This window comes from Salibaculum griseiflavum (genome assembly GCF_003129565.1).
In the GTDB taxonomy this organism is placed as follows: Bacteria; Pseudomonadota; Alphaproteobacteria; order Rhodobacterales; family Rhodobacteraceae; genus Salibaculum; species Salibaculum griseiflavum.
In genome coordinates, this window is record NZ_QETF01000003.1 from 239,362 (window position 1) to 266,359 (window position 26,998).

General features: G+C 63.5%; 26 protein-coding genes, 1 tRNA gene and 1 pseudogene. 18 read left to right on the plus strand and 10 right to left on the minus strand.

The features are described 5' to 3' along the window. The first annotated feature begins 14 nt into the window (after positions 1–14). From fabB to DFK10_RS04630, 3 genes are read left to right on the plus strand one after another with little or no spacing between them, the layout of a single operon-like run. Positions 15–1,244, plus strand: coding sequence for a beta-ketoacyl-ACP synthase I (gene fabB, locus DFK10_RS04620; protein ID WP_109387056.1), 1,230 nt, complete (start codon positions 15–17; stop codon positions 1,242–1,244). A gap of 5 nt (positions 1,245–1,249) precedes the next feature. After that, complete coding sequence (locus DFK10_RS04625; protein ID WP_109387058.1) at positions 1,250–2,038, plus strand: enoyl-ACP reductase FabI; 789 nt, start codon at positions 1,250–1,252, stop codon at positions 2,036–2,038. Positions 2,039–2,049: 11 nt separating this feature from the next. Beyond that, positions 2,050–2,829, plus strand: a complete 780-nt coding sequence (locus tag DFK10_RS04630) for a metalloprotease (RefSeq protein WP_146193226.1) — start codon at positions 2,050–2,052, stop codon at positions 2,827–2,829. Positions 2,830–2,880: 51 nt separating this feature from the next. Here the strand turns inward: DFK10_RS04630 and DFK10_RS04635 are convergent, their stop codons facing one another. Continuing rightward, positions 2,881–3,315, minus strand: coding sequence for an FKBP-type peptidyl-prolyl cis-trans isomerase (locus tag DFK10_RS04635; protein WP_109387062.1), 435 nt, complete (start codon positions 3,313–3,315; stop codon positions 2,881–2,883). A 163-nt stretch (positions 3,316–3,478) separates the two neighbouring features. Between DFK10_RS04635 and DFK10_RS04640 the strand changes: the two genes are divergently transcribed. The 11 genes from DFK10_RS04640 to DFK10_RS04690 all read left to right on the plus strand — a co-directional run bounded on the left by DFK10_RS04640 (position 3,479) and on the right by DFK10_RS04690 (position 14,005). Then, positions 3,479–4,156: a haloacid dehalogenase type II gene (locus tag DFK10_RS04640; RefSeq protein ID WP_109387147.1), complete on the plus strand. Its 678-nt coding sequence runs from the start codon at positions 3,479–3,481 to the stop codon at positions 4,154–4,156. Beyond that, a complete protein-coding gene (locus tag DFK10_RS04645) occupies positions 4,156–4,974 on the plus strand; it encodes an alpha/beta fold hydrolase (protein WP_109387064.1) in 819 nt (272 codons plus the stop codon). Before DFK10_RS04640 ends, DFK10_RS04645 begins: the two co-directional genes overlap by 1 nt. After that, positions 4,971–5,942: a threonine ammonia-lyase gene (locus DFK10_RS04650; protein WP_109387066.1), complete on the plus strand. Its 972-nt coding sequence runs from the start codon at positions 4,971–4,973 to the stop codon at positions 5,940–5,942. Before DFK10_RS04645 ends, DFK10_RS04650 begins: the two co-directional genes overlap by 4 nt. Next, positions 5,939–7,144 (plus strand): endonuclease/exonuclease/phosphatase family protein, encoded by a 1,206-nt coding sequence (locus DFK10_RS04655; protein ID WP_109387068.1) that lies wholly within the window; start codon positions 5,939–5,941, stop codon positions 7,142–7,144. Before DFK10_RS04650 ends, DFK10_RS04655 begins: the two co-directional genes overlap by 4 nt. Continuing rightward, the gene (gene pcaD, locus DFK10_RS04660) at positions 7,141–7,926 is read left to right on the plus strand and encodes a 3-oxoadipate enol-lactonase (protein WP_109387070.1); all 786 of its coding nucleotides are present in this window, start codon (positions 7,141–7,143) and stop codon (positions 7,924–7,926) included. The genes DFK10_RS04655 and pcaD overlap by 4 nt, the downstream gene beginning before the upstream one ends. Beyond that, a complete protein-coding gene (locus DFK10_RS04665) occupies positions 7,919–8,629 on the plus strand; it encodes an alpha/beta fold hydrolase (RefSeq protein WP_109387072.1) in 711 nt (236 codons plus the stop codon). Before pcaD ends, DFK10_RS04665 begins: the two co-directional genes overlap by 8 nt. Before the next feature lie 38 nt (positions 8,630–8,667). Continuing rightward, positions 8,668–9,891 (plus strand): TCR/Tet family MFS transporter, encoded by a 1,224-nt coding sequence (locus DFK10_RS04670; RefSeq protein WP_109387074.1) that lies wholly within the window; start codon positions 8,668–8,670, stop codon positions 9,889–9,891. Between the two features lie 72 nt (positions 9,892–9,963). After that, positions 9,964–11,052, plus strand: coding sequence for a Zn-dependent alcohol dehydrogenase (locus DFK10_RS04675; RefSeq protein WP_109387076.1), 1,089 nt, complete (start codon positions 9,964–9,966; stop codon positions 11,050–11,052). Further along, complete coding sequence (locus DFK10_RS04680; RefSeq protein WP_109387078.1) at positions 11,049–12,281, plus strand: mandelate racemase/muconate lactonizing enzyme family protein; 1,233 nt, start codon at positions 11,049–11,051, stop codon at positions 12,279–12,281. Before DFK10_RS04675 ends, DFK10_RS04680 begins: the two co-directional genes overlap by 4 nt. Before the next feature lie 114 nt (positions 12,282–12,395). Then, positions 12,396–13,061 (plus strand): lysophospholipid acyltransferase family protein, encoded by a 666-nt coding sequence (locus DFK10_RS04685; RefSeq protein WP_109387080.1) that lies wholly within the window; start codon positions 12,396–12,398, stop codon positions 13,059–13,061. Beyond that, positions 13,058–14,005 carry a phosphatidate cytidylyltransferase gene (locus tag DFK10_RS04690; protein ID WP_109387082.1) on the plus strand — a complete coding sequence of 316 codons (948 nt, stop codon included), beginning with the start codon at positions 13,058–13,060 and terminating at the stop codon, positions 14,003–14,005. Before DFK10_RS04685 ends, DFK10_RS04690 begins: the two co-directional genes overlap by 4 nt. A 3-nt stretch (positions 14,006–14,008) precedes the next feature. On the opposite strand, the gene DFK10_RS04695 is transcribed toward DFK10_RS04690, so the two are convergent. The 7 genes from DFK10_RS04695 to DFK10_RS04725 form a co-directional block, all read right to left on the minus strand. After that, positions 14,009–14,085: transfer RNA gene (locus DFK10_RS04695), tRNA-Arg, on the minus strand. A gap of 43 nt (positions 14,086–14,128) precedes the next feature. Beyond that, the gene (locus tag DFK10_RS04700; RefSeq protein WP_109387084.1) at positions 14,129–15,346 is read right to left on the minus strand and encodes an MFS transporter; all 1,218 of its coding nucleotides are present in this window, start codon (positions 15,344–15,346) and stop codon (positions 14,129–14,131) included. Next, positions 15,347–15,658: an ETC complex I subunit gene (locus tag DFK10_RS04705; RefSeq protein ID WP_109387086.1), complete on the minus strand. Its 312-nt coding sequence runs from the start codon at positions 15,656–15,658 to the stop codon at positions 15,347–15,349. It abuts the gene before it with no gap. Between the two features lie 71 nt (positions 15,659–15,729). Beyond that, on the minus strand, positions 15,730–16,686 hold the full coding sequence (locus DFK10_RS04710) for an ABC transporter ATP-binding protein (protein ID WP_109387088.1): 957 nt from the start codon (positions 16,684–16,686) through the stop codon (positions 15,730–15,732). Further along, entirely contained in the window at positions 16,683–18,566 is a 1,884-nt protein-coding gene (locus DFK10_RS04715; RefSeq protein WP_109387090.1) for a dipeptide/oligopeptide/nickel ABC transporter permease/ATP-binding protein, read from the minus strand. The genes DFK10_RS04710 and DFK10_RS04715 overlap by 4 nt, the downstream gene beginning before the upstream one ends. Beyond that, on the minus strand, positions 18,563–19,510 hold the full coding sequence (locus DFK10_RS04720; protein ID WP_109387092.1) for an ABC transporter permease: 948 nt from the start codon (positions 19,508–19,510) through the stop codon (positions 18,563–18,565). The genes DFK10_RS04715 and DFK10_RS04720 overlap by 4 nt, the downstream gene beginning before the upstream one ends. Positions 19,511–19,575: 65 nt before the next feature. Then, the gene (locus DFK10_RS04725; protein WP_109387094.1) at positions 19,576–21,150 is read right to left on the minus strand and encodes an ABC transporter substrate-binding protein; all 1,575 of its coding nucleotides are present in this window, start codon (positions 21,148–21,150) and stop codon (positions 19,576–19,578) included. Between the two features lie 95 nt (positions 21,151–21,245). Here DFK10_RS04725 and DFK10_RS04730 point away from each other — a divergent pair, with 95 nt between their 5' ends. Next, positions 21,246–21,908, plus strand: a complete 663-nt coding sequence (locus DFK10_RS04730) for a DUF1028 domain-containing protein (protein WP_109387096.1) — start codon at positions 21,246–21,248, stop codon at positions 21,906–21,908. Positions 21,909–21,915: 7 nt separating this feature from the next. On the opposite strand, the gene DFK10_RS04735 is transcribed toward DFK10_RS04730, so the two are convergent. After that, the gene (locus DFK10_RS04735; protein ID WP_109387098.1) at positions 21,916–22,677 is read right to left on the minus strand and encodes a FadR/GntR family transcriptional regulator; all 762 of its coding nucleotides are present in this window, start codon (positions 22,675–22,677) and stop codon (positions 21,916–21,918) included. A gap of 91 nt (positions 22,678–22,768) precedes the next feature. On the opposite strand from DFK10_RS04735, the gene DFK10_RS04740 reads away from it, so the two are divergent. From DFK10_RS04740 to DFK10_RS16200, 3 genes are all read left to right on the plus strand, one after another. Beyond that, positions 22,769–23,986 (plus strand): M20 family metallo-hydrolase, encoded by a 1,218-nt coding sequence (locus tag DFK10_RS04740; RefSeq protein WP_109387100.1) that lies wholly within the window; start codon positions 22,769–22,771, stop codon positions 23,984–23,986. 83 nt (positions 23,987–24,069) lie between these two features. Next, the gene (uvrB, locus tag DFK10_RS04745; protein WP_109387102.1) at positions 24,070–26,274 is read left to right on the plus strand and encodes an excinuclease ABC subunit UvrB; all 2,205 of its coding nucleotides are present in this window, start codon (positions 24,070–24,072) and stop codon (positions 26,272–26,274) included. Then, a complete protein-coding gene (locus DFK10_RS16200; RefSeq protein ID WP_146193227.1) occupies positions 26,271–26,900 on the plus strand; it encodes a hypothetical protein in 630 nt (209 codons plus the stop codon). The genes uvrB and DFK10_RS16200 overlap by 4 nt, the downstream gene beginning before the upstream one ends. Here DFK10_RS16200 and DFK10_RS04750 read toward each other — a convergent pair. Then, a pseudogene (locus DFK10_RS04750) lies at positions 26,884–26,998 on the minus strand (IS5/IS1182 family transposase); the annotation flags it as partial. The gene DFK10_RS16200 and the pseudogene DFK10_RS04750 sit on opposite strands and share 17 nt — an antisense overlap.

Here is a 26,998-nt window from a genome sequence, read left to right on the forward strand (position 1 = left end):
AAGGGAGGCCGCGAATGCGCCGCGTCGTCGTTACCGGGCTGGGGATCGTCTCGCCCGTTGGAAACAACGCCCAAGAGGTCACTGCCGCGCTGAAGGCAGGCAAGTCGGGAATCGAGGCCGTCCCGGAGATGGCAGAACACGGGTTCCGCAGCCAGATTGCCGGGACGCTCAAGATCGATGTGGCCGAGCATGTGGACAAACGCACCCTGCGCTTCATGGGACCGGGCGCGGCCTATGCGCATATCGCCATGGGTCAGGCCATTGCCGATGCAGGGCTGGAAGAAGGCGACGTCGTCAACCCGCGCACAGGCCTTGTCGCCGGGTCCGGCGGGCCGTCGACCAGCGCCATGTTCGCCGCGCACCAGACGGTGCTGAAATCGGGCGGCCCCAAGCGGATCGGGCCCTTCGCCGTGCCCAAGTGCATGAGCAGCACGATCAGCGCGAACCTGTCCACGGCCTACAAGATCAAGGGCCTGAACTATTCCATCACCTCGGCCTGTTCGACCAGCCTGCATTGCATCGGCAATGCCGCCGAACAGATCATGATGGGCAAACAGGACGTTATGTTCGCCGGCGGCGGCGAAGAGCTTGACTGGACCCTGTCCTGCCTCTTCGATGCCATGGGCGCGATGTCGTCCAAGTATAACGATGACCCCACCCGCGCCAGCCGCGCCTTCGATGCCGACCGCGACGGATTCGTCATCGCTGGCGGCGGCGCCATCGTGGTTCTGGAAGACCTCGAACACGCCAAGGCCCGCGGCGCCAAGATCTATGCCGAGGTCACGGGTTATGCCGCCACCTCGGACGGGCATGACATGGTCGCCCCATCGGGCGAAGGCGGCGAGCGCGCGATGCGCCTGGCGCTGGACAGCCTGCCCGAAGGCCGCAAGGTCAGCTATATCAATGCCCACGGCACCAGCACGCCGGTCGGCGATGTCGGTGAGGTCGAAGCGGTGCGCCGGGTCTTCGGCGAGGGCAGCACGCCGCCGATTTCTTCGACCAAGTCGATGACCGGGCACAGCCAGGGCGCGACCGGCGCGCAAGAGGCCGTCTATTGCCTGCTCATGCTGGAAAACGATTTCATCACCCCGTCGATCAACGTTGAAACGCTCGATCCGGCCATCCATGTCGGCGAGATCGCGACGGATTTGGTGGAACGTGCCGGGCTTGATACTGTAATGACCAATTCCTTCGGCTTCGGCGGCACCAACGGGTCGATGCTGCTTTCCAAATATCGGGACTGACCAAGATGACAATCGAACTGAACGGCAAGCGCGGTCTGATCATGGGGGTCGCGAATGACCGTTCCATCGCCTGGGGCATTGCCAAGGCCTGTCACGCCGCCGGGGCGGAACTGGCCTTTTCCTACCAGGGCGAGGGCCTGAAGAAACGCGTCGAGCCGTTGGCCGCCTCGGCAGACAGCGATTTCCTGATAGAAGCGGACGTGACCAACGACGAGTCGATGGATGCCTGTTTCGCTGCCCTCAAAGAGCGGTGGGGATCGCTAGATTTCGTTGTTCACGCGATTGCCTATTCCGACAAGAACGAGCTGACCGGCCGGTTTTCGGATACGACGCGGAACAACTTCACCAATTCCATGTTGATCAGCTGCTATTCCTTCGTCGACGTGGCACGCCGCGCCGCCGACCTGATGCCCGAAGGGGGCTGCCTGCTGACACTGACCTATCAAGGCAGCCAGCGCGTGACACCAAACTACAACGTCATGGGTGTGGCCAAGGCCGCGCTGGAAAGCGCCGCCCGCTACCTTGCCGCCGATCTCGGCCCGCAGGGCATCCGCGTCAATGCGATCAGCCCTGGCCCGATGAAAACCCTCGCCGGCGCCGCGATTGCCGGGGCACGCCGCACCTTCAAGCACACCGAACAGAATGCGCCCTTGCGCCACAATGCAACGCTGGAGGCCGTCGGCGGCACCGCCGTCTACCTGGCCTCGGATGCCGGCAACTGCACCAGCGGCGAGATCATCAAGGTGGACAGCGGCTATCATGTCATGAGCATGCCGGTGCTGGACAACCTCTGATGCCGGCACCAATGGTGCTGCTTGGCGCGCTGGCCATCTGCGCCGGGCTGGGCTGGGCTTTGCGCGGCGGGTTTTCCGGACAAGGCAACGGCACCATTGTCGGCATGGACATGCAGGGGCTGCTATTCGCCGTGATCTCCGTTGGCGCCGCTGTCTGGTTTTTCGGGCCGATGTTCGGCGTGGCCATCATCGTGGCGGTGGTGATCCACGAATTCGGTCATGTCGCCGCCTATCGTGTGGCAGGGCACCACGATGCGCGGTTTCGCCTGATTCCGCTGGTCGGGGGTGTGGCGATTTCCGACCGCCTGCCCGACAGCCAGATCAAGGATTTCTTCATCACCCTGATGGGGCCTGCCATCGGGATCGGCCCGATGCTGCTGGCCTTTGGCATGGTGCCCTACACGATTCACGCCGCACCTATGCTGACGGAATTCCTTCTCGTTTTCGCCAGCGTCACCGGAGCGCTGAATTTCTTCAACATGCTGCCCTTCTGGCCGCTCGATGGCGGGCGGATGCTGTCGGTCATCGCCGGGGCGTTCTGGCCGCCTCTTGGCATCATCCTGCCTGCGGTGATGTGCGGGCTGCTGGTGACAGCGGCGATTGCCATGCAATCGCTTCTGCTGTTCGTGTTCGCCGTGATCGGCGCGCAGGGCCTGATGCGTGCAGGAGAGATCTCGCGCATGCAGGCGCCCATCGGCAAGCCCCGCGCCGTTCTTGCACTGGGCGCCTATCTCGCCGTCGCGGGCACGCTGCTATTCGGCGGCCTGGGCTTGCTGACCCGTTTCCTGTAACGAAAAAGGGCGCCCGAAGGCGCCCCCATCCATATCTTCAATCCGGTCGCCTCAGGCGGCCTTGATCTCGACCAGTTCGATCTCGAAGTTCAGGTCCTTGCCCGCCAGCGGGTGGTTGGCGTCCAAGGTCACTTCTTCCTCGGTCAATTCAACCACCGTCACAGGGATCGCCTGCCCGTCAGGGGATTGCATCTGAAGCTGCATCCCCATCTCCAGCGGAATCTCCGGCGGCACCTGGGCGCGCGGAACGGCCTGGCGGGCATTGGGGTCGGCTTCGCCATAGGCCTCGGCGCAGGGCACTTCGACGGTCTTCTTGTCGCCCACGGCCATGCCGGGGATCGCGTTGTCCAGGCCGGGAATGATCTGCCCGGATCCCACGGTGAATTCCAGCGGCTCACGGCCTTGGGAGCTGTCGAAGGTTTCGCCGCTGTGCAGCGTGCCGGTGTAATGAATAGCGACGGTGTCACCCGCTTTGACCTGGGTCATGAGATTTCCTTTGTAGGGGGGATTGATGGCAGGGGCCGCGCACGCTCGCGCGGGTGCCCTGATTGACTCGGCAGTGAAACTAACCATGCCGGTCCCGGATTGCAAACCGGGCCTTTTCCCGCGCGTGGCCTCGTGTCACTCTGACCTCAACAGGGAGAGAATGATGACCATCACCACCTGCGTCTTCGACGCCTACGGAACACTGTTCGATGTCAATGCCGCCGCCCGCGTCGTGGCCGAAGAGCCCGGCCAGGAAAAACTGGCTGACCTCTGGCCGGAACTGGCCGCGCTGTGGCGCCGCAAACAGTTGGAATACAGTTGGCTGCGGGCGGTGTCCGGGCGCCACCTCGATTTCTGGGAAGTGACACAGGACGGCCTCGACTACGCGATGGAGGCGATGGACCTGCATGACAACGCCCTGCGCGCCAAGCTATTGGGCGTTTACAAGGAACTGCCCGCTTTCCCCGAAGTTCCGGAGATGCTCAAGACGCTCAAGGAGCGCGGCATGACCACGGCCATTCTGACCAATGGCAGTCCGGAAATGGTCGTGGCCGCCGTGAAGTCCGCCGGGATCGGACCTTGGCTGGATGATGTTCTTACCGTCGAGGAAGTGCGCAGCTACAAGCCGGACCGCCGGGTTTACGACCTGGTTTTCGACCATTTCGGCGCCGTTCAGCAAGAAGTGCTCTTCGCCTCGGCCAATGGCTGGGATGCTGCTGCCGCGGCGGGATACGGATTTGCCACGGTCTGGGTCAACCGCGAAGGCGCCCCGCAAGACAGGCTCTGGGCCGCGCCCCATCGTATTCTGCCGGACCTGTCCACGATACCGGACCTGATCTGATGCCGCATTTTACCGCCGCCGACGGCACACGGCTGTTCTACACTGAAAACGGCGAGGGCCCGGCGGTGCTGGCGCTGGCCGGGCTGACCCGCAATTCGGGCGACTTCGACCATGTCGCCCCCTATTTGCCCTGCCGCCTGATCCGGATGGATTATCGCGGACGCGGGCAATCCGATTGGGCCGACCCGGCCACCTACACGATCCCGCAAGAGGGCGCCGACGCACTGGCGCTGCTGGACCATCTGGGACTGGACAAGGCCGCCATCCTCGGAACGTCCCGTGGCGGACTGATCGCCATGATGCTGGCAGCGACGCACAAGGACCGGCTGACCGGTGTCGCGCTCAACGATATCGGGCCCGAAATCGACCCCAAGGGACTGAAAGTCATCGAGAATTATATCGGCCGCAATCCGGCACAAAAGACCTATGAAGAGGCCGCGCTGTTCCGCGCCCGCAACTGGGTGCATTTCAGGGGCGTGGGTCACGACCGCTGGCTGCACGAGGTGCGCAACCATTACGAGGAGACCCCCGAGGGCCTCGTGATCCGCTATGATCCGAAGCTGCGCGAGGCCGTGTTCGAAAACGCGCAGGTCCAGCCCGCCCCGGACCTGTGGCCGTTGTTCGAGGCGTTGCACGGCCTGCCGCTCTGCCTGATCCGGGGCGAAAATTCCGACCTTCTGACAGAGGCGACATGGGACAGGATGCGGAATTTGCGCCACGACGCCATCGCCGCCGAGGTGCCTGATCGGGGCCACGTTCCCTTTCTTGACGAACCGCAGGCGCTTCACGCCCTGCAAAGCTGGATCGACATCCTATGAATATCGACATGATCCGCGAGGCCGCTACCCGCTTGGCTGGGCACGCGCGGCACACACCGCTTCTGTCCTCGCCATTTCTGGACGAGATCGCCGGCCGGCGCGTCCTGATCAAACCGGAATGCCTGCAGCACACGGGCAGCTTCAAGTTTCGCGGCGGCTGGTCTGCTGTGTCGGCGCTCGATCCCGAGACACGCGAACGCGGCGTGATCGCCTATTCCTCGGGCAACCATGCTCAGGGCGTGGCCTATGCGGCGCAATTGCACGGCGCGCCATCGGTGATCGTGATGCCATCCGATGCGCCCGCTCTGAAAATCCGCAATACCCGCGCGCTGGGGGCCGAGGTCGTCCTGTATGATCGCGCGACCGACAGCCGCGAGGAGATCGGTGGCCGGATCGCCGAGGAGCGCGGCTTGACCCTGATCCGGCCCTATGACGAACCGGAGGTGATCGCCGGCCAGGGCACATGCGGCCTTGAGATCGCGGCTGATGCAAAAGCATGCGAAATTGATGAAGCCGACGTATTGGTTTGCTGTGGCGGTGGTGGTTTGACATCCGGCATCGCGCTGGCCTGTGCGGCCGATCACCCCGGTCTGACGGTCCGAACCGTTGAACCCGAAGGGTTCGACGACGTGAAACGGTCGCTTGAAAGCGGAACAATCCAGACCAATGACCGGCGCGACGGCAGCATCTGCGACGCCATCATAACGCCCGCGCCCGGTGACCTGACCTTTCCGATCATGGCTCGGCTTTGCGGCCCGGGCCTCACCGTGACAGAGGAAGAGGCCCTGCGCGCCATGGGGCATGCCTTTCAACGGCTGAAACTCGTGGCCGAGCCGGGCGGCGCCGTGGCCCTGGCGGCGGCCCTGTTCCATGGCGACCAGCTCAACCACGACACTGTTATCGTCACCATCACCGGCGGCAATGTGGATGCCGCCATGTTCAAGAAGGCACTGGATACGCTCTCATGACCCATTTCACGATCGCCAGTTTCAACGTCAAGAACCTCATCGGGCCGGACCAGGAATACTACGAATTCCAGTCCTACACGCCGGAGGAATACGCCTGGAAAAAGGACTGGCTGGCCGACCAGTTGCTGACGATGGATGCGGATATCGTCGGCTTCCAGGAGATTTTCGAGGAAGACGCCTTGCGCGACGTGGTGGCCGAGGCTGATAGCCGTGGCATTGCAATGAACAGCGCCGCGATCCCCGATGCCTCCAAGCGCTATCACCGCAAGGCGATCTTTCGCAAACTGGCCTACACACCCTATTCCGGCGCCGAACTGGCCTTCGCACCGAATATTGCCGATGCCGGTCCCGGCAAGCGGCGACCCGGCGTTGCCATCCTGTCGCGCCACGGGTTCGCAGAGCCGCCCGAGGTGCTGCAAGACCTCGACGATCCGCTGGAAATTCCCTTTCAGCCCTTGCGCGGGCTGGAGGGCGAGGCCGGGTCGTTCACCCTTCAGCGGCTGTCCCGACCGATCCTCAAGGCCCGGGTCGCCGTTGGCGGCGAGGTTATCACCGTCTTCAATTGCCACCTGAAATCCAAGCTGGGCGAATACATCGTGCCGCCGGGCGCGGATTTCGCGCGTGAAGAGGTGCTGACGCGATATGACCCGCTGGGGCGCGCGATGGGCAGTCTGCGCGCCGCGCTGCGCCGTATGGCCGAGGCCTGGGTGCTGCGCCGGGAAATCCTCAAGGAACTGAACCACGGCAAGCCTGTCATGGTTCTGGGCGATTTCAACGACGGGGAAAACGCCGTCAGCTCGGAAATCATCTCGGGCGAGGTGCCGTTCAAGAATTACAGCTGGATGCTGCGCCACGACGCCAAGGATTACGGCGACCGCTATTCGAAAGAGGAAAACGTCCAGATCACGGAAAGCGTCGAGCGGGTGCGCCTGCATTCCGCCGAAAAGCTCTTCGTGCGCAAATCCAACCGCGACATGGTTTTCACCTCGGCCTTTGGCGGCGTTTTCGAATCCATCGACCAGATCTACATGTCGCGGCATTTCCACCCCGACTACAAGCGACGCATCGGCGAGATGGAGTATTTCAGCGTCCTCAACGACCACCTGACAGACGGGTCACACCCCGAGGCGCCCTATAACAAGCTGGCCTCGGATCATGGACAGATCATCGCGCACATGCGGATCGGGACAGAGGCGGAATGAAGACGGGTTCGGTAGATCGGGGCGGATACGCCATAACCTACGAGATGGCGGGCGACGGACCGGACGTCGTCTTTGCCCATGCGCTGGGGCTGGATCGGCAGATCTGGGACGATGTCGCCTATCACCTGCCCGATCATCGCACGATCCGGATCGACATGCGCGGTCACGGGCGCTCGGGCGTTCCGGACGGGCCATATTCGATGGGTGGGCTGATCGCCGACACCGAGGCCGTCTGCGATGCGCTTGACGTGCGGGACGCGGTCTTCGTCGGCCTGTCGGTTGGCGGCATGATCGGCCAGGGTTTGGCGGTCAAACGGCTGGACATGCTGCGCGGGCTCGTCCTTTCCAACACGGCCGCGAAATTCGGGCAGCCGGGTCCGTGGCAAGAGCGCGCCGCCCTGGTGCGCAAACAGGGCATGAAGGCGGTGGCCGACATGACGCTGGAAAAATGGTTCGGCCCGAAGGACCGCGACGGTGCCGCCGCGACCTGGGCGCGCGAACGCCTGCTGCAATGCGATCCCGAAGGCTATGCCGGATGCTGCGAGGCCATCGCGGGCACGGATTTCTATTCGCCGACCAGCGGGCTGCGCCTGCCGACGCTGGGTATCGCCGGGGATCGCGACGGCTCGACCCCGCCGGATCTGGTGCGCGAAACGGTCGAATTGATCCCGGGCGCCGAGTTCAAGCTGATGCGCGGATCGGGTCACTTGCCCTGCCTCGATGCGCCGTCGGATTACGCCCGACTTCTCTACGGTTTCTTCCGGACGATCGGGCATGTCTGAATTGCTCCTGGTTCACGGTTCCTGCCACGGGGCATGGTGCTGGGATCGCCTGATCCCCGAATTGGCCGAGCGTGGCTTTCGCGCGCGGGCCATAGACCTTCCCGGGCATGGTGCGGACAAGACACCATTGGCCGAGGTCACGCTGGATGGCTACGCCGAGGCCATCCTGGCAGAGATGGATGGCCCCACCGTTCTGGTCGGCCATTCGGCGGGCGGATACGCCATCACCGCCGCCGCGCAAAAACGTCCCGATCTCGTTGCCGCCTTGGTCTATGTCTGTGCCTACGTGCCCATGCCGGGAAAGTCGCTGGCTCAAATGCGCCGCATGGCCCCCAGCCAACCGCTGATCGAGGCGGTGCAGGTCGCGCCGGACAGGGTCAGCTTCACCATCGACACCGCCATGGCCCCGGAAAAGTTCTACCATGATGTCGCGCCGGACCTCGCCGCCTGGGCCACGGATCGGCTTGGACCACAGCCCATCGCGCCGCAGGATACCGCGCTGGCCGATACCGCCCGGGCCGAAGCCCTGCCCCGGCACTACATCCGGTGCACGCAGGACCGCACTATTCCGCCAGACTTCCAACGCACCATGACAGAGGGGTGGAGGGGCGGCCGCGTGGTTGACCTGCCGATGTCGCATTCGCCGTTCCTTGCCGACCCGGCCCGGCTGGCAAAGACAATGGCGGAAATCCTGACCGACTGAGGCTTTCCGAACCGAACGGTTCAGATTAAAGCACGCGCATGGAACGCGCACAGCGCCGCCGGGCGTTCACATTCATCCTCATCACGCTGGTGATCGACGCCATGGGCATCGGTCTCATCCTGCCCGTCCTTCCCGATCTGATCGCGGAATTGAACGGATCGGGCATCGGGGCCGCAGCGGTGTGGGGCGGCATCCTGACCACCAGCTTCGCTGTCATGCAGTTCCTTTTCGGTCCCGTCCTCGGCTCTCTATCCGACCGGTTCGGACGACGACCGGTCATTCTTGTCGCGCTTCTCGTGATGGCGGTGGATTACCTCATCATGGCCTCGGCCCAGACCATCTGGCTGCTGCTGTTCGGACGCGTCATCGCAGGGATCACGGCCGCGACCATGGCCACGGCCAGCGCGGCCATCGCGGACATGTCCAGTCCGGAACAGAAAAGCGCCAATTTCGGCCTGGTCGGCGCGGCCTTCGGCGTGGGATTCGTGCTCGGGCCGATCATTGGCGGCCTGCTGGGAGAGCTGGGCATCCGGGCGCCGTTCTATGCTGCGGCAATCCTGGCCGGGGCGAACATGATCTTCGGGTTCTTCGTGTTGCCGGAAACCGTCACCGACGCGATCCGCCGCCCCTTGGATCTGCGCCGAGCCAACCCGTTCGGGGCTTTTCGCAAGTTGTCCGAGCTTGAGGGCGTGCGGCGGCTACTGTTCCTGTTCTTCACCTATGAATTCGCCTTCATCGTCTACCCGGCCATCTGGGCCTATTTCACAAAGGCGCGCTATGACTGGACCCCCGGAATGGTCGGGCTTTCGCTGGCCCTGTTCGGGATCGGCATGGCGATCGTTCAAGGCGCGCTTATCGGTTCGATCCTGCGCCGGTTCGGGGAACGCATGACCATCGTCTATGGGCTGGTCTTCAACCTTGCCGCCTTCGTCGTGCTGACCCTCATCGGAAATGGTTGGCTGGCGCTGGCCTTCATCCCTCTGACCTCGCTGGGTGCGGTCGTCACACCTGCCCTGCAGGGCCGGATGAGCCGTATCGCCAGCGATGACCAGCAGGGCGAATTGCAGGGCGTGATCGCCTCGGCAAAATCACTGGCCCAGATCGTTTCCCCCCTGGTCATGACACAGATCTTCTGGGCGGCCACAGATCGCGGGGCGCTGCATTTCCCCGGTGCGCCTTTCGTGCTGTCAGCCTGCCTGATGCTGGTCTGCCTCGCGGTGTTTCTGGCACCGGCTCCAAAAGCGGACAGCGCAGCCCTCTGAAAGTCGATTTCCGACTTGCGGCCAACCTCGGCAAACGCCACCCTGCCCCAACAACAAGGGAAGGTCCGGAAGATGACACGCATCAAGGCCGCCGTGTGCCATGAATTCGGCGCTCCGCTGAGCATCGAAGAGATCGAGATTCGCCCGCCCGAGGGCAGTGAGGTCGAGGTTAAGCTGGCAGCCTGTGCCGTCTGCCATTCCGATATTTCCTATGCGGACGGGGCCTGGGGCGGCTCGCTGCCCGCCGTCTATGGCCATGAAGCGGCCGGGATCGTGACAGCCGTGGGGGATCAGGCCCGCGGTGTTTCCCTCGGTGATCGGGTCGTGGTTACGCTGATCCGGTCCTGCGGCACCTGCCCCAGCTGTTCCACCGCGAAACCCACCAATTGCGAAACGCCCTATGACGGCGATCATGGGCCCATCAGGACAGCAGATGGCAGCACGCTGCATCAGGCCATGGCCTGTGGCGGTTTCGCCGAGAAGGTTGTCGTCGATGCCTCTCAGGTGGTGGCCTTGCCAGAGCAGATCGACCTCGACGTGGCCTCCCTGATCGCCTGCGGCGTGATCACCGGTGTCGGCGCGGTGGTCAATGCCGCCGGGCTGCGACCTGGACAGGACGTGGTGGTGATCGGAGCGGGCGGCGTCGGCCTCAACGCGATCCAGGGCGCGCGCATTGCCGGGGCACGTCGTATCGTTGCCGTCGACATGACCGAAGAGAAGCTGGCCGTCGCCCGTGACTTCGGCGCAACCGATGGCGTTCTGGCCAATGGCGAGGCCCCCTGGCACGATGCAAAGGCGGCCCTGGGTCGCGGGGCCGACGCGGTTCTGGTCACCGTGGGTGCGGCGGCAGCCTATGATGTGGCCCCGCGCTATCTGGCGCGCGGCGGCAAGGTCGTGATGGTCGGCATGCCCGCCACCGGCGCGACCTCGACCTACGAGGCCGGGAATTTCGCCGCCGCCGGGCAATCCATGATCGGCTCCAAGATGGGCGATGTGGTCATCAAGCGGGACATCCCGTGGATCGTCGATCTTTACCTGCAAGGCCGCTTGAAGCTGGACGAGTTGATCTCGAACCGCTGGCCGCTGGAACAGATCAACGAGGCCATCGCCGACACCAAGACTGGCACCGCCAAGCGCAACGTGATTGTCTTCGACACATGAAACTGCATGACCTCGACATCATCGTCACCGCGCCGCCTGCGCCGGGCTGGGGCGGGCGCTACTGGATCCTTGTCAAGGTCACGACGGATACGGGCGTCACAGGCTGGGGCGAATGCTATGCCTCCTCCGTCGGGCCGGTCGCCATGCAGGCCGTCATCACGGACGTGTTCGAGCGGCACATGGCCGGTGAGAACCCCGAAAACATCGAGCTGATGTTCCGCCGCGCTTATTCCGCCGGCTTCACCCAACGCCCGGACCTGACCGTGATGGGCGCCTGGTCGGGGCTTGAAATCGCCTGTTGGGACATCTTGGGCAAGGACCGCGACCGGCCCGTTCATGCCCTGATCGGGGGGCGCATCAATGAAGGGATCCGGGCCTATACCTACCTTTACCCCCGGCCGGATCATCCGTTGCCGGAATTCTGGGGTAGCGCCGACATGGCCGCCGAGGTGGCGCTGGAGCTGGTCGAAAAGGGCTATACGGCGCTGAAATTCGACCCCGCAGGTCCCTACACCATCCGGGGCGGGCATCAGCCCTCTTTGCATGACATCGAGACATCGGTCGCATTCTGCAAAGCCATCCGCGAGGCGGTCGGCCCCCGTGCGGATCTGCTCTTCGGCACGCATGGGCAATTCTCGACCTCTGGCGCGATCCGCATGGGCCAGGCCATCGACCCCTATCAGCCGCTCTGGTTCGAGGAACCGATCCCCCCTGACACGCCCGAGGAGATCGCCAAGGTCGCCGCCGCCGTGCGCACGCCCATTTCGACCGGCGAGCGCCTGACGACCAAGATGGAATTCCACGCCGCGCTAAAGGCCGGCGTGTCGATCCTGCAACCGGCCCTGGGGCGCGCGGGCGGCATCTGGGAGGGCAAGAAGCTGGCCACGCTGGCCGAGGCCTACAACGCGCAGGTCGCGCCGCATCTTTATGCCGGGCCGGTCGAATGGGCCGCCAATGTGCAGCTTTGTGCCGCCATCCCAAACCTGCTGATCGCCGAGACAATCGAAACGCCTTACCATGATGCATTGATCAAATCCGCGATCCGCGTCGAGGACGGATACATCCCCGTCCCAGCCGCACCGGGCTTGGGCATCGAGGTGGATGAGGCCCTGGCCCGTGCCCACCCCTATGAGGATGACGGCCTGCATCTGCAAATGCAGGAACAGCCGATCAGCTACAGCGCGCCGAACCTTTTCGCGGGTGGGGCGCCGGTCAAGGACCAAGGTTAGCCGGCAAGAGGCGCTGGAGGCCGACAATGACGGCCTCGCCACCGCCGCATCATCGACCTGAAACAGGGCCCGGCGGGGCTTTCCAATCGGCTGCCCTTGCGTCAAGATTTCCAGATGAAACGCCTGTTCCGTCCGCTGCGCCGCCTGGCCGCCAACCTGGTGGGTCACGGCATCGCGCTTTTCGCGCGCTTCATCACCGCCGTGCGCGCGGATTGGCGCGGCACGGATCCGGCGCCCCGACAGCGCGTTTACTACGCGAACCATGTCAGCAACGCCGACATGCCGATGATCTGGACCGTGCTGCCACCGAACCTGCGCCGGCAGGTGCGCCCCGTCGCCGCCGCCGATTACTGGCTCAAGACCCCGCTTCGCGCCTTCATCGGACCTGAGGTATTCAACTGCGTCCTCGTGGACCGCCGCCCGGACAAGGATGCAGCCACCGGTGATCCACTGGAAAATATCCTTGCCGCCCTGGGCGAAGGGTCCTCGCTGATCCTCTTCCCCGAGGGCAACCGCAACATGACCGAGGACCCGCTTCTGCCGTTCAAGGCGGGGCTGTTCAACATCGCCCACGCCTATCCGGAGGTGGATCTCGTGCCCACCTGGGTCGCCAACCTGACAGAAGTCATGCCAAAGGGCGAAGTGATCCCGCTGCCGCTGATGACGACGGTGATCTTCGGCGAGCCGGTCCACCTGCGACAGGGCGAAGACAAGGACGCCTTCCTGTCGCGGGCGGCGGCGGCCCTGGTCGCGCTCAAGCCCGAGGATCATGCCCCATGACCGCGACCACCAGCGATATCCTCCTGTTGTTCTTTGGCACCTGCGGCCTTCTGCTGCTGTTGACGCTGTTCGGAGAGTTCATGCGGGCGCGCTACGGGCCGGGTGGCGACAACCCGGTGATCGAAACCTACATGACCCGCATCCACAGTTGGTGGGCGATGGTGCTGCTGGTTTCGCTGGCGCTGCTAATCGGCAAGATCGGCGTGCTGGTGCTGTTCGGCTTCGCCTCTTTCGCGGCCCTGCGCGAATTCCTGACGCTGACCTACAAGCGCCAGGCCGACCACATGACCCTGGCACTGGCCTTCTACGTCGTGCTGCCCCTGCAATACCTGTTCATAGGGCTGGGATGGCAGGGGCTATACACCGTGTTCATCCCGGTCTACGCCTTCCTGCTGTTGCCCATCGTCTCTGCGTTGCGCGGGGATGCGGACAGGTTCCTGGCGCGGGTGGCCGAAACCCAGTGGGGCCTGATGATCGCAGTCTATTGCGCCAGCCACGTCCCGGCCCTGATGCAATTGCAATTCGAGGGCTATCCGATTGATCGCGGCGTGCTCTTGATCGCGTTCCTCGTCATGGTGGTGCAATTCGGCGACCTGTTCGATTTCTTCTTCGGTCGGCGGATCGGCCGCACCCGTATCATCCCCGGTCTGTCGCCAAAAACGTGGGAAGGCATGATCTGCGGCACCGCCTGCGCCATGCTGGTCGGGGCCGGTCTCGCCTGGCTGACCCCGTTCGGCGTTGCCGGCGCGATGCTCATGGCCGGGGCGGCGTCCCTGTCGGGCCATTTCGGCGCCCTGGTCTTTGCGGCGATCAAACGCGACAAGGGCGTGAAGGACTGGTCCCACCTGATCCCCGGACAGGGCGGGTTCCTCAACCAGCTCGACAGCGTATTGTTCGCAGCCCCGGTCTTCTACCACCTGAGCCACCTCTTCTGGGCGGGCTGAGAATGGCGATCCCGCGAGGACTCGAACCCCGAACCTGCTGATTAGAAGTCAGCTGCTCTATCCAGTTGAGCTACGGGACCGCTGGGGGCCTTTTAGCGGGGCGTGACGCGGCTTCGCAAGCGGTCAATCACCGGGTTCGATCGGCAGGTGGCGGGCTGCCCCGGCCAACACGACGAGGGCCAGAAGCCCGGCCCCGGCATACCATGTGAGGATGCGACTTATTTCTTCATGTGGCATGGTGCCATCGGGCGACGCCACGCCGGCGGCAACCAGCAAGGACCCGGCGAATGCAAGGCGCGCCACAAGACTGCGCAGGGACAGGTAGGTGGCCCGGGCGTCATCATTCAGAAGCGGCTGAATGCGGGCCATGATGAACGGGCGTGACATGGCGTCCGGCACCATGCGCAGAAACAGGAAAACAACCGCGACCAAGCTGGCCGTCGCGGCCAGGACTCCCGCCAGCAGCACCTGTATGCCAAAGGCCAATATCAGGATCGCAGGTAATCCGATCCGGTTGCGCAGGGGCACAGCACCCCAGGAAGCCACCACAGAGACCAGCATCATCACCGTGGTGACGGCGCCGCTGACCAGAGGCGCTGCTGCTTCCAGGCCTCGTGTTTCCAGTGCTTGCAGGATGAATGGCTGACCAAATATGAATGGCAGGTGGCTGAAGCCATACATCAGCACGCCCAGCAGGAAGAGCCAGATCAAGACCGGGTGCAAAAGGGCCCGCTTGAGCGACCCCAGGCGCAGCGCCTCGTCCCCTTGTGGCACCGCCGTGCCGTCGCGATGCGAGGGCTCCGACAGTCGGAGGATGACAAGCAACATCGCGCCATAGGCCAGTGCCGAGAGAAGGAAGGGCAGCCGCTCCCAGATCAGGCTGGCCAGCCCACCACTCAGCGCCGAAAGCGCCAGCGCGGCAAAACTGAACCGCCAGGCCCGAACTTCCTGCGCCTCGACCTCGTCAGAGCGCCCGGTATCGGTCAGCGACTCATAGAGCAGTGCAGTGTCCGTGCCGCTGGCAAAGGCCATCCCCGCGCCGAGCGCGCCTTGTGCCATGGCAAAGGCCAGAAAGCCGTCTCCCAGCGTCAGCAGCACGCCTGCCAAGACCATGAATCCCCCCGAAAGGATCAGCGTCACCCGCCGCCCGAACCGGTCGGAAAAATAGCCGGAAGGAACCTCGAGCAGGGTCGTGGCAATATCGTAGATGGCGTAGAAAATCACCGCCTCGGCGGCGGATAGACGGCCCTGAAAGAACAGGAACCAGATGGCCTGCCAAAAGGTCAGGTTCTGAAAGAACTTGAACCAGGGATAGAGGCGAATGTTGCGGGCGGCGCCCAATCAGTGCGTCCAGGCACCGCGGCGGTTGGTGGCGAAGTTTTCACCATAGCCCATGGGCCGGATATTGGCGGAGCGCTTCTTGGGCTCCCGCACGATAGCGTCGATCCCGTGGGCCTCGGCATAGGCGATGGCCTCGTCCTTGGTGTCGAAGCGCAGACGCACCTGGCTTTGGGTGTCGCTGCTGCTGGTCCAGCCCATCAGCGGATCGACCTCACGTTGCGAGGCAGGCGCATATTCCAGCACCCAATGCTTGGTCTTGGCAGTGCCGGACTGCATTGCGTTGCGGGCGGGCTGATAGATTCGTGCGCGCATCTGGACCTCCTTGGGAACGCCGTCTGTATCGGATATCGCGCGGCCCGAGGCAAGCCCCGACGCGTGCCCGATCAGGTCTCCAGCGGGTGAAAGCAGGCCACGTAAGAGCCTTCTGGCGTGCGTTTCAGTGGCGGGACCTCTTCGCACTGCCCGCTGGCCCGCGGGCAGCGGGCGCGAAAGGCACAGCCCTTGGGCGGATTCATCGGATCGGGCAGCTCGGTTTCCCGGCCCTCGGGGGCCGACAGTTTGCGCCCGACGACCGGGGCGCTCTCAGCCAGAAGCTTGGTGTAGGGATGGCGCGGGCGGGCAAAGACGTCTTCCGCGCGGCCCACCTCGACCACGGCCCCGAAATAGAGCACGGCGACACGGTCGCTCACGGCCTCGACCACGGCAAGGTCATGACTGATGAACAGGTAGGTCAAGTCGAACTCGGATTTCAGATCGCGCAGAAGGTTCAGCACCTGCGCCTGAACCGAGACATCCAGCGCCGACACGGGTTCATCGAGGATCAGGATACGCGCATCTGCGGCCAGCGCGCGGGCAATGCCGATCCGTTGGGCCTGCCCGCCGGAGAATTCGTGCGGGTATCGGTCGAGGAACTCCTCGCGCAGGTTCACAGAGGCGAAGATTTCCGAAATACGCCTGGCCCGCGCCTCGCGGTCCATCCCGTGAAGGTGGCGCAGCGGCGCTTCCATGATCTGGCGAATGGTCTTGCGGGGGTTCAGACTGCTGATCGGGTCCTGAAAGACATACTGGATGCGCTTTCCGAATTCCGCCGGATCGGCGGTGTTCAGTGGTTCGCCCTCGATCTCGATCGTTCCGCCGCTGGGTTCCAGCAAGCCTACCAGCATTCGGGCCAGCGTGGACTTGCCACAGCCGGATTCACCGACGATGCCCAGCGTTTCGCCTTTCTCGACGCTCAACGTAACCGGCTGAACGGCCCGGACCAGCGCCTTGGGCGGACGCAGCAGGCGCTTGCCCACTTCGAAAGTCTTGGCAAGGTCGGTCAGTTTCAACGCGAGGGTCATTGGGCGGCCTCCGTCACCGGTTCAGGGGCAATGCAACGCACCGTCCGGGACGGGCCGTTATCAACCAGTTCGATCTCGCCCCGGCGGCAGGCCTCTTGGGCCTTGTGGCAACGGTCGGCAAAGGCACAGCCCTCGGGCAGTCGATCGACAACTGGCGGCAGGCCGGGGATTGCAGCCAGTTCGCGTCGCCCGCCGCCCAGTTCCGGCACGCAAGCCATCAGCCGCGAAGTATAGGGATGTGACGGGGCGTTCAGGATCGCATCCGTCGGGCCCTCTTCGACGATCCGGCCCGCATACATCACGGCGACCCGGTCACAAAGCTGCGCGACAACACCGAAATCATGGGTAATGAAGACAATCGCCAGCCCCCGTTCGCGCCGCAGGTCATCCAGCAGCGACAGGATCTGCGCCTGTACGGTCACGTCCAGCGCCGTGGTCGGTTCGTCAGCAATGATCACGTCGGGATCATTGGCCAGCGCCATGGCGATGCCGACCCGCTGACGCATCCCGCCGGACATTTCGTGCGGATAGCTGTCGATGCGTTTTTCGGCATTCGGAATACGCACCGACTTCAACAGGTCGATCGCATGGGCGCGGGCCTCGGATTTCGGTGTCGCATGATGGGATTGGACGGCCTCGATCAACTGATCGCCCACGGTATAGAGCGGGTGCAGCGTCGCCAGCGGATCCTGGAAGATATATGCAACGCGATCCCCGCGCATCTTGCGCAGATGGGCATAGGGGGCGCCAACCAGGTCCTGCCCCTCGAAATGCACCGCACCGCCGGTGATGACACCGGGCGGCGAAGCGACCAGGCCCATGACCGACAGTGCGGTCACGGATTTGCCCGAGCCGCTTTCGCCGATCAGGCCAAGGCATTCGCCGGGACGGACCGAAAGGGTGACACCCCCTACGGCCTTGTAGACGCGATCCTTGACGTGGAACTCTGTTTTCAGCCCGTCGATGGACAGCAGCGCGCCGCCCTCTTTCGGCTGCGGCACCGGGCCTTTCCGGTCCACCAGAGTCGTCGGCATGGGTCGGTTCAGCGCCCCGGATTTCAGGCGCGGATCCAACGCATCGCGCACCCCGTCGCCCAGCAGGTTTATCGCCATGACGATGATCAGGATCATCGTGCCGGGCACCACAGAGGTATGCGGGTTGGTGATCAGGGCCGACCGCGCTTCGCCCAGCATGGAGCCGAGATCTGCCACGGGCGGCTGACTGCCCAGCCCGAGGAAGCTGAGACCGGCGGTTTCAAGGATCATCCAGCCAACGGTCGTGGACATTGCAATGACGATGACGGGAATGACGTTGGGCAAAACCTCTGTCACGATGATGCGCAGATCGCTCATCCCTGACAGCCGCGCCGCATCCACGAATTCCTTGTGGACGATCCCCACGGTCACGCCGCGGATATTCCGGGCAAAGAACGGAATGTTGACGGCCGCAACGGCGATCAGCGCATTCAGCAGGCCGGGGCCCAGCGCCGCCACGATGGCAAGCGCCAGCAGGATATAGGGAAAGGCCATCAGCATGTCGACGCCGCGCATGATGATGTTGTCGGTCCGCCCACCGTAGAACCCGGCCACGATCCCGATGGCCGCGCCCAGCGTCGCCGCGATCACCGCGGCGGCGAACCCTACGGCAAGGCTCAGCCGGGTGCCGTGCAGAAGCCGGCTGAGCAGGTCACGGCCAAGATGGTCCGTCCCCAGCGCCGCACCTTCTGTAAAGGGCCGCTGAAACCGGTCGGCGGTGTTGGTGACGTTCGGATCGGCCAGCGGCAGCAGGGGTGTGATCAACGCCAGGACCACGACGCAGACCATCACGATCAGCCCCGCCAGCGCCAGGCGGTTGCGGGCAAGAAGACGCAGGAAACTCATGTCTTGATCCTCGGGTCCAGCAGGCTTTGCGCCACGTCCACAGCGATGTTGAACATCACGTAGCAGGCCGCGACGAAGACCACACCGCCCTGAACAAGCAGGATGTCACGGGTCAGGATCGCATCGACCAGCATTCGCCCGACACCGGGCCATTGAAAGACGATCTCGATATAGACGGCGCCGGACAGGACGAACCCGGCCTGGATCCCGAGGACCGGAATGATGCTGACCATGGCCGCACGCAGGGCATGGCGCCAGATCACGCCGCGTTCGCGCACGCCCTTGGCCCGGGCGGTCCGGATGAAATCCTGCCGCAGCACTTCCAGCATGGCCGAGCGAGAAAGCCGCGCGATCACGCCCGTGGCCACGGTGGCCAATGCCAGCGCAGGCAGGGTCAGGTGGCTGACCAGCGCCGCGAAATCGCGGGCGCCATAGATCGGCCACATGCCCGACACCGGAAACCATTTCAGGTTCACCGCGAAGATCAGGATCATCATCATGCCAAGGAAGAAGGACGGGATGGAAATGCCCAGCAGCACGACGAAGGTTATCAGCTTGTCAGCCAGCCCGTATTGACGCGCGGCCGAAACCACGCCCGCCGCCACGCCAAGCAAGGAACAAATCACGAAAGAGGTTCCGGCAAGGATCAGCGTGCCGTTGAACCGCTCCAGCACCTCGTCGATCACCGGACGGTTGAGCGAGAAGGAGCGCCCGAAATCCCCCTGCAACATGTTGCCCAACCAGATGAAATACCGTTGAACCAGAGGTTTATCGAGGCCGAGGTCGCGGTTCAGCTTCTCGACATTCTCCGGGGTGGCATAGGACCCGAGGATCGCCGTGGCCGGATCTCCCGGGATCATGGCCATGATCAGGAACACGATGATCGAAATGCCCAGAAGGACGGGAATGGCCGACACCAACCGTTTCAGGATATATCCGGCCATTCACGCCTCCGGGAGGATAGGGTCAGGACGCGGCCCGCCGCTTGCAGGCCGCGCCCGGCTTCAAATCAGTCCTTGGTCACGTCATCCAGCAACAGGAAGAACGAGGGCTGCAAGGAGAACCCGTCGACCCGGTCATTGGTGACCGCGTTCTGCTTCCAGTTGGCGACAAAGACCCAAGGCGCATCTTCTTGCACGATGGTCTGCATCTCGCGGTAAAGCCGCGCGCGCTCGGCCTGATCGGTTTCGACGCGGGCCGCCTCCAGCAGCTCATCGACCTCGGGGTTCGAATAATAGCCCGAGTTGAAGCCACCCTGGTCCGGCCAGGCTTCGGTGCGCAGGGCAAGGAAGGGCAGCGTGTCGGGGTCGTTGGTCATCCATGCCATCTCGGCCATGTCGGCCTTGCCTTCCAGGCCCGGGTTCACCTCGCCAAGGAAAGTGTTCCACTCATAGGTTTCGATGGTCACGTCAAAGCCAACGGCCTCGAGATCGGCCTGAATGGCCGTGCCCATGGCGACCGGGTCCAGCATCCCCGACCCGCCTTCGGTCACGTAGAAGGTCAATTCGGCCCCTTCGGCCCCAGCCTCGGCCAGCAACTCGCGGGCACGGTCGGGGTCATAGGGATAGGGCTCCAGCTCGTCGTTATAGGCCCAGGCGAAGGCCGGCGGGGTCGGGCCCGCGGCGACTTCGGCGGTGCCTTCAAGCACATCGTTGACGATCGCCTCCTTGTTGACCGCATAGTTGGCGGCCTGGCGCACGCGCACATCGGCAAAGGGGCCTTCCTTGGCGTTCAGGATCAGGAACCAGACATGCGGTCCGGCCTGTTCGTGAACGGTAAATCCGTCACCCTGGAATTCCGACAGCGCAACGGGCGGCACTTCGACCATCAGGTCAATGCCCCCGGCCAGCATCTCGGCGGTGCGGGTGTTGGCATCGGTGATCGGACGGAACACCACGGCCTCCAGCCCCGGCGCGCCCTCCCAGTGATCGGGGTTCGCCTCGACCACGACGGCCTCGTTGCTGCGCCATTCGACGAATTTGAACGGCCCGGTCCCGGCCGGGTTGCGGCCCACATCGGCGCCATGTGTCTCAACCGAGGTCGGTGATACGAGCAGCCCGGTCGGATAGGCCAGGTTGGACAGGAACGGCGCATAGGGCGCGTTCAGGGTGAATTCCACGGTCGTGTCGTCCAGCGCCTCGACGCTTTCCACGGCCGAGAAGAAGAAGGCCAGCGGGAACGGGCCGGTATCGTGATAGGGGTGATCCTCGTTCAGCATCCGCTCGAAGTTGAAGACCACGGCCTCGGCATTGAAGGGCGAGCCGTCGTGGAAGGTGACACCCTCACGCAGGTTGAAGGTGTAGACGGTGCCCTCCTCGTTGATGGTCCAGTCCGTTGCCAGCGCCGGCTCGACTTCCAGCGTGCCGTCCTTGTAGCGGACGAGCCCGTCGAAAACGTTCATCAGGATGCGGAAATCATTCACGGCGGTCACCGCCGCCGGATCCAGTGCCTTGGGTTCGGCGATCTGGCCGACGATCAGAACATCCTCGGGGGTCTGGGCCGTGGCCGGAACCGCGCCAAGGCTGAGCGCCAAGGCCGCCGTGGACGCCATCAGGGTCCGCCGTGTCAGGTCAGTCAGTTTCATGGGAGCCTCTCTGTTGCGGGTTAAATTATCATGATTAATTGCATTGAGACAAATTCTCATGATAAATTCAAGAAGATTGTTACAAAGGCCCCGGCATGACTTTTTCGATTCTCTCCTTTGACGAAGAAACAGGCACTTATGCGGGCGCAGCCGCCACCGGCAGCCTTTGCGTCGGGGGCTGGGTCCTGCGCGGCTGCATCGAATCGGGTCTTGTTGCCTCGCAAGGCACTGCGCCGAGCACATTCTGGCGCGACGAGGCGCTGCGCCGGATGCATGCAGGCGGGGCCGCTGACCGCGTCGTGGCCGACCTGACCGGGGCTGATTCCGGCAAAGGCCACCGCCAGTTGATCGCGCTGGACCGCCAGGGCGGCACCGGTGGACATACCGGTGCCGACAGCATTCACCATGCTGCGCATGATTGCCGAGCGGGACTGGCCGTGGCGGGCAACATGCTGACAGGCCCGGAGGTTCTGGAGGCCATGATCCGCGCCTTTGAACTGCCTGCAGAAAATGCCGCCGACCGGGTGCTGAACGTGCTCGAAGCCGCCGAAACCGCCGGGGGCGATACGCGGGGTCTGCAATCGGCGGCATTGCTGGTACTGCACCCCGATCACCCTCCCCTCGACCTTCGCGTGGATTTCGACCCTGCACCGCTACGCAGCCTGCGCACCCTGTGCGAGCGGGCACATACGTCACCCTATCATGACTGGCTGGCCGAGGTGCCGGTATTGTCAGACAGGTTCCGGGCGCCGAAATAGCGCCGCGCTATTCGGCCATGAACTGCCGCCGGATCTGTGCCTCTTGCGCAACCATCATTTCCTCGGCCCCCGCCATGTGCGAGGCCATGATCGCCCGCGCCTTGTCGGCGTCACCCTCGCGCAGCGCCGCCACGAGGTCGATTTGGTGCCGGCGGCCGCGCTCCCACAGCGCATGGTTGGGTGGCTCGTAAAGTCGGCGATAGACGGTCATCTCGCGCAGAATCCGGGCCATGAAGCCGATGACAAAGCCCAGCAACCTGTTATCCGCGAACTCCGATAGCCGAGAATGGAAGGCCAGCGAGGACACGTGCTGCTCCTTTTCCTCCTCAGCGGTTCGCGCCGGTTCCGGGTGCCGTTCGGCCAACGCCTGCAATTCATCCAATTGCGTTGGCGTCAGTGTCCCGGCGAGGTCGGCGGCCAGTTCGGGCTCAAGCAATTTACGCATCTGGTAAATGTCGGCCAGCGACAGTTCTTGAAAGTAAAAGTAATTCGCCAGAAGCGACCGTGCCCGGTGGGCCGAAACCTCGCCCACGAAACTGCCGCCGCCGGGGCCGGTGCGGGTGACGATCAACCCCTGCGCTTCGAGAATGCGCATCGCCTCGCGCACGGTGCCCTTCGAGACCCCGAAGGTCTGGATCATCGCCGCCTCATTGGGCAGCTTGGCGCCCTTTTTCAGGTCACGCTCGACCACCCATTGCTTGATCTCTTCCGCCACACGAACCGGGCGCGATCGCCGCGGGCGGTCGGACTGCTTGTTGCTGCCGTCCATCAGGACCTCGATACTTTTATCATGATAAAACCATAGACAAGCTGGGCCTTCATGTGTAGCCGATAATTTATCATGATAATTGGAGAATGGCATGGACTGGGGGCTTGAGGCCGAGCGCAGGTTGACCGAAATCGCCGCATGCAGCGAACCGACCGAGGGCGTGACCCGCCTGCCCTTCACGCCGGACCATGCGGCCGCGAATGCGGTGATCGGCGATTGGATGGACCAGGCCGGACTGGCAGTTCACCTCGATGCCGCCGGCACCCTGGTCGGGCGCAAAGCCGGCCCGGCGGGCACCCCCAGCCTGCTGATGGGCTCTCACCAGGACTCGGTGCGCAATGGCGGGCGCTATGACGGGATCATGGGGGTCGTCCTGCCCTGTCTTGCACTTCAGAAACTGGCATACGAGGGCGTGGACCTGCCCTATTCGGTTGAAGTGCTGGCCTTTGCCGATGAAGAGGGCGTGCGTTTTCCGACCGCGCTTGTCGGCTCTCGCGCCCTGGCCGGCACAGTGAATCCGGCCGTGTTTGATATGACCGACCGCGATGGCATCCGGATGGGCGATGCGCTGGACGCATTCGGCGGGGATGCCGCGGGCGTTGCCCGGATCGTCCGCGATCCGGCCCGCATCCTTGGCTTCCTCGAAACACATATCGAGCAAGGCCCGGTTCTGGAACGTGAAGACCTGCCGGTCGGGATCGTCACCGGCATTTGCGGGATCGAACGCAACGCCGTGCGGTTCACAGGAGAAACCGGCCACGCGGGCACCGTCCCGATGCAGGGGCGCAAGGATGCGCTGGTCGCCGCTGGACGGTTTATCAGCGCCATACATGATGCCGCCGGTCAAACAGCCGAATTGCGCGCGACCGTCGGCAGTATGGCCCTGCATCCCGACGCGGTGAATGCGATCCCGGACCGGGTCGACCTGACATTGGAAATCCGCGCACCCGAGGATGCCGCCCGGGCGGCTTTTGCCGCCCGGGCGCGGGCCGAGGGCGAAAGAATCGCCTCAGATGCGGGGCTCGGGTTCGCGATGGACCGGACATATGAACAAGACGCCGTGCCGTGCAGTCCGATGCTCCGGGAAGCCCTTGCCGAGGCGGCGCGATCCCATACCGGAAACGCGCTCCTGCTGCCGTCGGGAGCCACGCATGACGCCTCGGCGCTGTCAGATCTTTGCCCGGTGGGCATGCTCTTCGTGCGTTGCCGGGACGGCAAGAGCCACTCGCCCGCCGAATTCGCCAGCGCCGCCGATATGGGCGTTGCGATCGAGGTTCTGGCCGATTGTCTGCGCGGCCTCGTTCCCTGACAGGTCTCTGAGCCCGAGCTGTCAGCAGAGCCCCTTGCACCCCGCCCGGACCGTGCCACATTGGGCCCAAGGAGTGCCGCCCCATGCCCTATGCCCAGACCGACCGTTCCGACGCGGAAACCTATCTTGCCAACCCGGCCGAGGACGTGCGCACGCGCGAAAAGCTGGAGGGCGGCAAGACCTTCGTGATGCAGACGGAATACAGCGCCGCAGGCGACCAGCCCACGGCCATTGCCGAACTGTCCCAAGCGGTGAAACAGGGTGAACGCGACCAGGTCCTGCTGGGCGCGACGGGCACCGGCAAGACCTTCACCATGGCCAAGGTGATCGAGGAAACCCAGCGCCCCGCGATCATCCTCGCCCCGAACAAGACGCTGGCCGCGCAGCTTTACGGTGAATTCAAGGGCTTCTTTCCCGACAACGCTGTCGAGTATTTCGTCAGCTACTACGACTACTATCAGCCCGAGGCTTACGTTCCGCGCTCCGACACCTACATCGAAAAAGAATCCCAGATCAACGAACAGATCGACCGGATGCGCCACTCGGCCACGCGGGCACTTCTGGAACGCGACGACGTGATCATCGTGGCCTCGGTCAGCTGCATCTACGGCATCGGCTCGGTCGAAACCTACGGGGCGATGACCCAGGATCTGAAAGTGGGCGGCGAATATGACCAACGGCAGGTCATGGCCGACCTGATCGCCCAGCAATACCGCCGCAACGACCAGGCCTTCCAGCGCGGCACGTTCCGCGTGCGCGGCGACAGCCTGGAAATCTTTCCCGCCCACCTGGAAGACCGCGCCTGGAAACTGTCCTTCTTCGGCGAAGAGCTGGAAAGCATCACCGAATTCGACCCGCTGACCGGCGAAAAGACCGGCACTTTCGACAAGATCCGGGTCTACGCGAATTCCCACTACGTCACGCCCAAGCCGACGATGCAGCAGGCCATCATCGGCATCAAAAAGGAACTGCGCCAGCGGCTCGATCAACTGGTGGGCGAGGGCAAGCTGCTGGAGGCGCAACGGCTGGAACAGCGCACCAATTTCGACCTTGAGATGCTGGAGGCCACGGGCGTCTGCAACGGGATCGAGAATTATTCACGCTACCTGACGGGCCGTGCGCCGGGCGAACCGCCCCCCACCCTGTTCGAGTTCATTCCCGACAATGCCATCGTCTTTGCCGATGAATCCCATGTCTCGGTCCCGCAGATCGGCGGCATGTACAAGGGCGACTACCGGCGCAAGTTCACGCTGGCCGAACACGGGTTCCGCCTGCCGTCCTGCATGGACAACCGCCCTCTCAAGTTCGAGGAATGGGACGCCATGCGCCCGCAATCCATCTTCGTCAGTGCCACGCCCGCGGCATGGGAGCTGGACCAGACCGGCGGTGTCTTCACCGAACAGGTGATCCGCCCCACCGGCCTGCTGGACCCCGAGGTGGAGATCCGCCCCGTCGAAACCCAGGTGGACGACCTGCTGGACGAGATCCGTACCGTCGCCGCCAATGGCTATCGGGTTCTGGCCACGACCCTGACGAAACGCATGGCCGAGGACCTGACCGAGTACCTGCACGAGCAGGGCATCAAGGTCCGCTACATGCATTCGGATATCGACACGATCGAACGGATCGAGATCCTGCGCGACCTGCGGCTGGGGGCATTTGACGTTCTGGTGGGGATCAACCTGCTGCGCGAAGGGCTGGATATTCCCGAATGCGGGCTGGTGGCGATCCTGGATGCCGACAAGGAGGGCTTCCTGCGCTCGGAAACCTCGCTGATCCAGACCATCGGCCGCGCCGCCCGGAACGCCGAGGGCCGGGTCATCATGTATGCCGACCGGGTGACGGGCAGCATGGAACGCGCCATCGGCGAAACCAACCGCCGCCGCGAAAAGCAGATCGCCTATAATCAGGAACACGGCATCACGCCCGAGACCATCCGGAAGAATGTCGAGGACATCCTGCAAGGTCTCTACAAGGGCGACGTGGACATAAACCGCGTGACCGCCAAAGTCGACAAACCCCTGCACGGCGCCAACCTGGAGGCCCACCTTGACGGGCTGCGCGACCAGATGCGCAAGGCCGCCGAAAACTTGGAATTCGAGGAAGCCGCACGCCTGCGCGACGAGATCAAGCGGCTCGAGACCGTGGACCTCGTAATCTCCGACGACCCGTTGGCCCGGCAACAGGCGGTGGAGAAAGCCGTCGGCGACGCCGCCAAGGCCGAGGGCCGGTCAACGGCCGGGCGGCCGGGGCAGCGCGGGGGGAATGCTGGGCGGAGGGGGCGGTGAAGGGTCTGAAAACCATCAAAGAAAAAGAATATGCCTATTTGATCGACGGGCTACGCTACTCACTCTTCGCCACGAATTTAGCTTATCAACGAATATTACGGAGTGCATCTGAAATTGAGAGCATTCTACCAAATCAACCGAGTTTGATGATGGCCTTTGAAACCATGTCGGACTGTTGGCAGGTTTTGGATCACACGTATCGTTCACTGGAGATTTTCAAGGCTCTAGCACCACTTAGAATAAAGAATGCGAAGAGTCGAAAGTTCACACAGCAAGCTGAAAGAACCGCCAGTTTTCGGAGTTTCTATCACCACCTTAAAAAGAACATCCGCGAGATTCCTGATAAATCGCCCCCCGTAATTGGTTCTCTCACGTGGGCTCACTCGCAATCCCCACAAAAGTGCTTGGCGTTGTCAATCAGCTCTGGATCTAGTGAATTTTCAGTCCCATCCTTAACGGTTGATAATTGGACAGGAGAATTTGTAAGTAATTACATGTTCCATATGGCTGGAAAGCAAATATCCCTGCAGGAATTATGTGACAGTTCCACCGATATGGATTCGGTTATTGAAGAGTTTCTAGAAGAACGCGGGGCCTTAGGGTCAGGACTCATAGCCAGTAGATGACGAGTGCTGCGAGGGCGATGGCTGACAGGAAGACCTTCGGGCACCTGTCGTAGCGGGTTGCCACACGCCGCCAATCCTTCAACCTACCAAACATGATC